Origin of the sequence: Roseicyclus sp. (assembly GCF_965662675.1) — a bacterium.
GTDB lineage: Bacteria > Pseudomonadota > Alphaproteobacteria > Rhodobacterales > Rhodobacteraceae > Roseicyclus.
Genome location: NZ_CBFIIK010000121.1, coordinates 1 through 7,645 on the forward strand (window position 1 = coordinate 1; position 7,645 = coordinate 7,645).

At 65.0% G+C, this 7,645-nt stretch carries 7 protein-coding genes; 2 read left to right on the forward strand and 5 right to left on the reverse strand.

The window, feature by feature from the left end; all coding sequences use genetic code 11:
• Positions 1-635, reverse strand: a 635-nt coding sequence (locus ACTG4J_RS13690) for a LysR substrate-binding domain-containing protein (protein ID WP_439140300.1), incomplete at its 3' end; no start/stop codon positions are given.
• A gap of 154 nt (positions 636-789) precedes the next feature.
• Here ACTG4J_RS13690 and katG point away from each other — a divergent pair.
• Complete coding sequence (gene katG, locus ACTG4J_RS13695; RefSeq protein ID WP_439140306.1) at positions 790-2,949, forward strand: catalase/peroxidase HPI; 2,160 nt, start codon at positions 790-792, stop codon at positions 2,947-2,949.
• A gap of 61 nt (positions 2,950-3,010) precedes the next feature.
• Here the strand turns inward: katG and ACTG4J_RS13700 are convergent, their stop codons facing one another.
• The 4 genes from ACTG4J_RS13700 to hydA are packed head-to-tail and all read right to left on the reverse strand — an operon-like array spanning position 3,011 to position 6,414.
• Positions 3,011-3,934 carry a dihydrodipicolinate synthase family protein gene (locus tag ACTG4J_RS13700; protein WP_439140301.1) on the reverse strand — a complete coding sequence of 308 codons (924 nt, stop codon included), beginning with the start codon at positions 3,932-3,934 and terminating at the stop codon, positions 3,011-3,013.
• A 1-nt stretch (position 3,935) separates the two neighbouring features.
• Positions 3,936-4,610 carry an aspartate/glutamate racemase family protein gene (locus tag ACTG4J_RS13705; RefSeq protein WP_439140302.1) on the reverse strand — a complete coding sequence of 225 codons (675 nt, stop codon included), beginning with the start codon at positions 4,608-4,610 and terminating at the stop codon, positions 3,936-3,938.
• Positions 4,607-5,002, reverse strand: a complete 396-nt coding sequence (locus ACTG4J_RS13710) for a VOC family protein (protein ID WP_439140303.1) — start codon at positions 5,000-5,002, stop codon at positions 4,607-4,609. Before ACTG4J_RS13710 ends, ACTG4J_RS13705 begins: the two co-directional genes overlap by 4 nt.
• Complete coding sequence (gene hydA, locus ACTG4J_RS13715) at positions 4,999-6,414, reverse strand: dihydropyrimidinase (RefSeq protein WP_439140304.1); 1,416 nt, start codon at positions 6,412-6,414, stop codon at positions 4,999-5,001. Before hydA ends, ACTG4J_RS13710 begins: the two co-directional genes overlap by 4 nt.
• A gap of 101 nt (positions 6,415-6,515) precedes the next feature.
• Between hydA and ACTG4J_RS13720 the strand changes: the two genes are divergently transcribed.
• On the forward strand, positions 6,516-7,645 hold a 1,130-nt coding region (locus ACTG4J_RS13720), incomplete at its 3' end, for a cobyric acid synthase (RefSeq protein WP_439140305.1).

A 7,645-nucleotide genomic window follows, 5' to 3' on the forward strand; every position in this document is an offset into this window, starting at 1 on the left:
CGCAGGCCGCAAACCTCGAGCGCTTGATCGCGAAAGCAATGCCCCTCTTCCAAGAGCAAAAGCTGCATGTCGGGCAGGGCGGCGGGGGCGGGCACGGGGCGATGTGCTTCGGCCTCGGGGCGGACCAGCACGAAGCTTTCGGAAAACAGCGCCACCTCGGTCAAGCCTGACTCCGAGACGGGCAGGGCGACAAGGGCGGTATCCAGCCGCCCGTCGCGCAATTCGGCGATCAGCCGCTCGGTCTGGGTCTCGCGCAGTTGCAGATCGACGCCGGGATAGCGCGCGCCCAGATCGCGGATCAGGCGTGGCAAAAGATAGGGCGCGATGGTCGGGATCACGCCAAGCCGTAGCCGCCCACCCGGCCCGTCGCGCTTTGTGCGGGCCACATCCTCTAGTTCGCCCACGGCGCGCAAGATGTCGCGCGCGCGATCCGCGATCTCTTCGCCCAAGCCCGTCAGCCGTACTTGCCGTGCGCCCCGCTCGAAGAGCCGCGCGCCCAAGCTTTCCTCCAGCGCCTTGATCTGCATCGACAAAGCGGGCTGGGTGACGGAACAGGCCTCGGCCGCCAGTCCGAAATGTCGGAACCGGGCCAGCGCATCGACAAAGCGTAATTGGCGAAGGGTAATGTTGGTCATAAGATTAGCTTATCATGACAATCAGGAAATACAACTTATCCTGATCGCTGATCTTTGCTAAAGGCAATGCAGGAGCGGGGAATCGCATCTATGCATTCCCCTAGGCGACGCGAAGCCACGCAGTCTTGCAGCGAAAATGGAGACCAGAGAGATGATGGACGGAGACGACAAGTCGGCGGGCAAATGCCCTGTGATGCACGGCGCGATCACCACGACCGCGACCGATGTGATGGATTGGTGGCCCAAGGCGCTGAACCTCGATATCTTGCACCAGCATGACAGCAAGGTCAGCCCGCTTGCAGGCTTTGACTATCGCGAAGCGGTCAAATCGCTGGATGTCGATGCGCTCAAGGCCGATCTCAAGGCGCTGATGACCGATAGCCAAGACTGGTGGCCGGCCGATTGGGGCCATTACGGTGGTCTGATGATCCGCTTGGCATGGCATTCCGCGGGATCTTACCGCCTGCAGGATGGGCGCGGTGGTGGTGGTGCGGGCAATATCCGCTTTGCACCCCTGAATTCGTGGCCCGATAACGGCAACCTCGACAAGGCGCGCCGCATCTTGTGGCCGATCAAGAAGAAATACGGCAACAAAATCTCTTGGGCCGATCTGATCTTGCTTGCGGGCAACATGGCTTATGAGTCGATGGGTCTGAAGACCTTTGGCTTTTCCTTCGGTCGCGAAGATATCTGGCATCCCGAGAAAGACACCTATTGGGGCGCGGAAAAGGAATGGCTGGCGCCGTCCGACAGCCGCTATGAGAGCCTCGAGAACCCGGCCACGATGGAAAACCCGCTGGCTGCAGTGCAGATGGGCCTGATCTACGTGAACCCCGAAGGCGTGAACGGCCAGCCCGACCCGATCAAGACCGCGGGCCAAGTGCGCGAAACCTTTGCCCGCATGGCGATGAATGACGAGGAAACCGCCGCGCTGACCGCTGGCGGCCACACCGTCGGCAAGGCGCATGGCAATGGCGATGCGGCGGCACTTGGTGCCGAACCCGAGGCGGCAGGCATCGAGAACCAGGGCCTTGGCTGGATGAACCCGCATCTGGGTGGCAAGGCCACCAATGCGGTCACCAGCGGCATCGAAGGCGCTTGGACGACCCACCCCACCAAGTGGGACATGGGCTATTTCGACCTCTTGTTCGGCTATGAGTGGGAATTGACCAAATCCCCCGCTGGCGCGAACCAGTGGCGCCCCGTCGGCATCAAGGAAGACGACATGCCGGTGGATGCGACCGACCCCACCAAGCGCGTCATGCCGATGATGACGGATGCCGACATGGCGATGAAGATGGACCCGGCCTATCGCGCGATCTGTCAGAAATTCATGGCCGATCCCGCCTATTTCGACGATTGCTTCGCGCGCGCATGGTTCAAGCTGACCCATCGCGATCTTGGCCCCCGGACCCGCTACATCGGCCCCGATGCACCCAAGGAAGACCTGATCTGGCAAGATCCGATCCCCGCGGGCAAGACGGGCTATGATGTCGCCAAGCTCAAGGCCGCGATCGCTGCTGCGGGCCTGTCGGTCGGTGACATGGTCGCCACCGCATGGGATAGCGCGCGCACCTTCCGCCAGTCGGATCTGCGTGGCGGTGCCAATGGTGCGCGTATTCGCCTTGCGCCGCAAAAGGATTGGGCGGGCAATGAGCCCACCCGTCTGGCGCATGTGCTATCGGTGCTGGAACCCATCGCCGCGGCGCATGGTGCGTCGGTCGCCGATACCATCGTTCTGGCGGGCAATCTCGGTGTGGAACAGGCCGCCAAGGCCGCCGGTTTCGACGTCACCGTGCCCTTCAAGGCCGGGCGTGGCGATGCAACCGCCGCGATGACCGATGCCGAGAGCTTTGCAGTGCTGGAACCCTTGGCTGATGGCTATCGCAACTGGCTGAAGGCCGATTACGTCGTGGGCGCGGAAGAGCTGATGCTTGACCGGACCCAGCTTCTGGGCCTGACCGGACCCGAGATGACGGTGCTTGTTGGCGGCATGCGTGTGATCGGCACCAACCATGGTGGCACCGCGCATGGTGTCTTTACCGACCGTGTGGGCACCTTGAGCACGGACTTCTTCGTCAACCTGACGGATATGTCCTATTCTTGGGTGCCGACCGGGGCCAACAGCTACAATATCGTCGCTCGCAAGAGCGGTGAGACCAAGTGGACGGCAACTCGCGTCGATCTGGTGTTCGGTTCGAACTCCATCCTGCGCGCTTATGCCGAGGTCTATGCCCAAGATGACGCGGCCGAGAAGTTCGTGACCGATTTCGTCGCGGCATGGGCCAAGGTCATGCACAACGACATGTTCTGATCGCGATCTTGATCAGGTGACAACGCGGCCCGGGGGAAACCTCGGGCCGTTTGCTTTTGTCTTACCCGAGGCTTGCGAGCTTTGCTGTCTGGCGTCTGATCAGCGTCTCGATCTCTGCCAGCGTGCCCGCCGAGAGCGCCGGGCCGGGGCGGCGGACGGTGGGATGCGCAATCGCGCCGCGCTGGGCCAAGATATGCTTGCGGATCGAGAGGCCCAGACCCGGCTGGCTTTCATAGCGGATGAGCGGCAGGTAGGCGTCGAAAAGATCGCGCGCCCGCCCCTCATCGCCCGCTTTCACCAAGCGCACCACATCGGCCATCATCTCGGGGTAGGCGAAACCCGTCATCGCGCCATCGGCGCCGCGCAGCACCTCTTCAAGCAGGAATTGCCCGCCATTGCCGCACAGGATCGCGATGCGGCGCGCGCCCGATGCCTCTTGTGCGCGCAGGGTAGTGATCTTGTCGAGGCCCGGCCAATCCTCATGCTTGAGCATGACGGCGGTGGGGCAGCTATCGAAGATCGCGCGGATCACCTTGGGCGTCATCTGCACGCCGGTGACCAGCGGGAAATCCTGCACCACCCAAGGGGTTTTGCCCAAGGTGTCGGCCACCATCTGGAAATAGCCGATGATCTGGTCATCGGTCCGCAGATGGCCGGGGGGGGCCACCATGACACCCGCCGCCCCCTTGTCCATCGCGCTGTCAGCGAGCGCCTTGATCGCCGCAAGGCCGGGGGCCGAGACGCCAACGACGATCGGCACGGTGGCGCGCGCCGTGACCCGCGCGATGACGATATCGCTTTCCTCGGCCGACAGCTTGCCCGCCTCGCCCATGATGCCAAGGATGGTGAGGCCCGTGGCCCCCTTGTCTTCGTAGAAATCGACCATGCTGTCGATGCTGGCGGGGTCGAGTGTGCCATCGGGCAGAAAGGGGGTGGCGGCGATGGTAAAGACGCCAGCGGCGGTTTCGTCGAGCAGTTTGGCCATATCAGGCTCCGGGTTTGTGGGTCTGTGACAGGGCGATGCGGCCCAAGGCCATGGAAACGGCGGCTTGGCAGGGGTCGATCACCGGGATGTGTAGCGCTTGCTCCAGTTCAGGGCGATAGCGCGCCATGCCGGCGCAGCCAAGGATCAAGACCTCGGCCCCGTCTTGATCGCGCAAGGTGCGGCCCGTTTCGATCAGGCGCTCGCGGGTGATGCCGGGATCGGCCAGTTCGGCGACGCCAAGGCCCAAGGCGCGGTCGCCCGCCAGACGATCCAGCACCCCCATCGCGCCAAGGCTGCGCAGATGGCGCGGGATCGAGGCGGGCAGGATCGCGATGATGCCGAAGCGCTGGCCCAGCGTGAGCGCGGTGGAAACGGCCGCCTCCTGTATCCCCAGAACGGGCTTAGCGGTGCGGTCGCGCAGCGCATGCACGCCGGGATCACCGAAACAGGCGATGACGAAGCCTGCCGCCTCGGCCTCCAACGATGCGGCGAGCCGCAGCATCGGCGCGATGGTTTCATCGGCCTGCGACTGGCTTTCGATGCCGGGCGGCCCCTCGGCCAAGGTCAGGCATTGGATCGGCGCGCCCATGCCCTGCAAGGGGGCGAGGGCGGCGGCGATGCCGTCGGTGACGGTCTGGCTGGAATTGGGGTTGATGACGAAAAGGGTGGCCATCATGCGCCTGCCCGCGTGGTCTGCTGGATCTCGATCTGGTAGCCCTCGGGGTCGCGAAAGACGAAGGCGCGGATGCCGAGCTTGTCGTTTTGGAACATTTGCGACAGGTGATCCACCCCGATTCCCGCCAAATAATCGTACCACGCTTGCACATCCGCCACCCGCATGCATAGCTGGACACATTTCTCGGCCTGCCAGTTGTTCATCCCCTTGGCCTCATCCACCAGCCCGACATGGGCGCCGGGCGCGATGCGCAGGATCTTGGCCAGATCGCCCTGATCGATGGCAAGCGGCAATCCCAGCACATCGCGGTAGAAGGCATAGGCGCGTGGCAGGTCGCGGTAGTAGAGAAAGGTGATCGCCAGCTCATGCGGCGCGTCGGGGCGGTCGGTCATGGCGCTGTCCCTGTCAGATCACGGGCCCGTGTGCCGATGGCGGGGCGGTCGATCCAGCGGCCCGTGCCGGGTTGGCCCAGATACTCCCCCGCGCGCATCACGGGCTGCCCGCGCAGGAACACGGCCGTCGGAAGACCGGCAATGGTCGTGCCCTCCCACGGGTTGTAGCCGACATTGTCGTGCAAGTCGTTCGCGCCATAGGTGCGGCTCTGCGCCGGGTCCCACAGCACCAGATCGGCGTCGTAGCCGGGTGCGATGCAGCCCTTGCCTTGCAGGCCGTAAAGCGCGGCGGGCGCCTCGCTTGTCAGGCGCGCAAACCCGGCAAGCCCCAAGCGCCCGCGCGTGACCATCGCGTCGAACATCAGCGGTTGGCGGGGTTCCAGCCCCGGCATGCCATTGGCGATGGCGGGAAAGGGCGCATCAAAGCCATTGGCGAATTTCCCTGTTTCGTCATAGCGATAGGGCGCGTGGTCCGACGACACGATCTGGAGATGCCCCGCCGCGATCCCGGCCCAGAGTGCATCTTGATCATCCGCCATGCGTTGGGGCGGCGAACACATCCATTTCGCCCCCTCCATGCCGGGGCGGTCCAGCACCGCTTCGGTCTGAAACAGGTAGTGGGGGCAGGTTTCGGCCCAGACGGGCGCGCCGCGTGCGCGGGCATTGGCGATTTCCACGATCGCTTCGCGGGTCGAGACGTGAAAGATCATCACGGGCGCGTGGGCCAACTCGGCCAGATGGCACATGCGCGATACCGCCTCGATCTCGGCCGCGCGGGGGCGGGAGGCGGCGTGGTCGATGGGCCGGGTGCGCCCCTCGGCCAGCAATTGCGCGCGCGCATCGGCGATGATGGCGTCATTCTCGGCATGGATGCAGGTCAGTGCGCCTTCGCTGCCCGCAATGCGCAAGACGCGCAGGATCGCGGCATCCGAAAGCCCGATATTGTAGGTGGTAAAGAGCTTGATCGACCGATGCCCGGCCTTGATCAGCGCGCGCAGGTCATCCTCGAACGCGGGCACATCGGGATCGCTGATCAGGATGTGAAAGGCGTGGTCGATGGCCGCGCCACGCGCGGCGCGGGCCGCGTAATCGGCCATTGCATCGGCCAAGCGCTGGCCCTTGGCCTGTGCCGCAAAGGAGATCACGCTGGTGGTGCCGCCCATCGCCGCCGAGCGGGTGGCGGTCTCGAATGTATCGGCATTGAACAGGCCCATCCCCGACATCTGTTCGATATGGCAATGCGGATCGACCCCGCCGGGGGTGACGATCAGGCCGCTGGCATCGATCCGCGCACGCGCGGCAAGTCCCGCACCGAGGGCTGCGATCCGCCCGTCCGATACGGCAATATCCATCACCGCCACGCAGCCCGGCGTGACGACGCAACCCCCCGCGATGATGAGATCATGGACCATCAAGGCCCGGACTATGGGCCAGCCCCTGCAAGCTGTCCAGTGGCCCGCTTTACAGCGCGGCGCGGGCGATGCCATATGCCGCCAAAGCGCGGAGGCAGGGCATGGCACGGGCGGTGATGATCCAAGGCACGGGCTCGAATGTGGGCAAGTCGCTGTTGGTCGCGGGGCTGTGCCGGGCGGCGCGGCTGCGCGGGATCGATGTCGCGCCCTTCAAGTCGCAAAACATGTCCAACAACGCCGCCGTGAGCGTGGACGGGGGCGAGATCGGACGCGCGCAGGCGGTGCAGGCGCGCGCGGCGGGGCTGGCGCCGCATACGGATATGAACCCGGTCCTGCTCAAGCCCGAGACCGATACCGGCGCGCAGATCATCGTGCAGGGTCGCATGCTCGGCCGGGCCGAGGCGATGGATTACGGCGCGCTCAAGCCCCGGCTGATGGCGGCGGTGCTGGACAGCTTCGGGCGGCTCAAGGCGCGCCATGAGCTGGTGATCGTCGAGGGCGCGGGCAGCCCCGCCGAGGTCAATCTGCGCCAGCGCGACATCGCCAATATGGGCTTCGCCGAAGCGGCAGGCGTGCCGGTGATCTTGGCGGGCGATATCGACCGGGGCGGCGTGATCGCCCAGATCGTGGGCACCAAGGCGGTGTTGCCGCCCACGGATGCGGCGCGGATTTCCGGTTTTCTCGTCAATCGGTTCCGGGGTGATCTGCGGCTGTTCGACGATGGCTATGCCAAGATCGCCGAGGCGACGGGCTGGCCCGGTTTCGGCGTGCTGCCATGGTTTGACGATGCGTGGAAGCTTCCGGCCGAAGACGCGCTGGATCTTGACGCGCCCAAGCGGGCGGATGGGCTGCACATCGTGTGCCTCGCCTTGTCGCGGATCGCGAATTTCGACGATCTCGACCCGCTGAAACAAGAGCCGGGCGTGCGGCTGACGATGCTGGGGCCGGGCCGCGCGATCCCGGGGGATGCCGATCTGGTCATCTTGCCCGGCACGAAATCGACGCGCGGCGATCTTGCCTTTCTACGGGCGCAGGGTTGGGATGTGGATATCCGCGCCCATCTGCGCCGTGGCGGGCGGATCTTGGGTATTTGCGGCGGCTACCAGATGCTGGGCCATATGGTGCGCGATCCTGACGGCATCGAGGGAGAGCCGGGAGAAACGCCGGGGCTTGGCCTTTTGGATGTCGCGACCGTGATGACACCCGACAAACGCCTGACCGAAGTTGCGGC